Annotated in this window: 1 protein-coding gene; it reads right to left on the bottom strand. The window is 62.2% G+C overall.

The annotated features are described in order from the left end of the window. Positions 1 to 249: tyrosine-type recombinase/integrase (locus SB764_RS43185; RefSeq protein WP_410867194.1), on the bottom strand; the 249-nt coding region annotated here is incomplete at both ends.

The following is a 249-nucleotide window of genomic DNA, read 5'->3' as shown; positions in this document are numbered from 1 at the left end:
AGGGAACGGGCCGCCCCTCGCAGAGCCGGTCGCGCTCACGGGCGTAGCTTTGAAGCCGATGGGAGGTGCTTGGGCTGAACGGGACAATCCGTTGCTTACCGGATTTGCCGTTGCGGACGATCACGATCTCTTGCGTGAAGTCGATATCGGCGCGATCAAGCGACAAGGCCTCGCTGATGCGAAGCCCCGTGACCGCAATCAGGCCAAAGAGCGTGGGGTACGTCAGCCGCCGGATGCCATTTACCGAAG

The sequence above is a fragment of the Paraburkholderia sp. SIMBA_027 genome (assembly GCF_046535315.1).
Classification (GTDB): domain Bacteria; phylum Pseudomonadota; class Gammaproteobacteria; order Burkholderiales; family Burkholderiaceae; genus Paraburkholderia; species Paraburkholderia tropica.
Note: the sequence above shows the minus strand (reverse complement) of the source record. Positions and strands in the feature narration are given on the sequence as shown.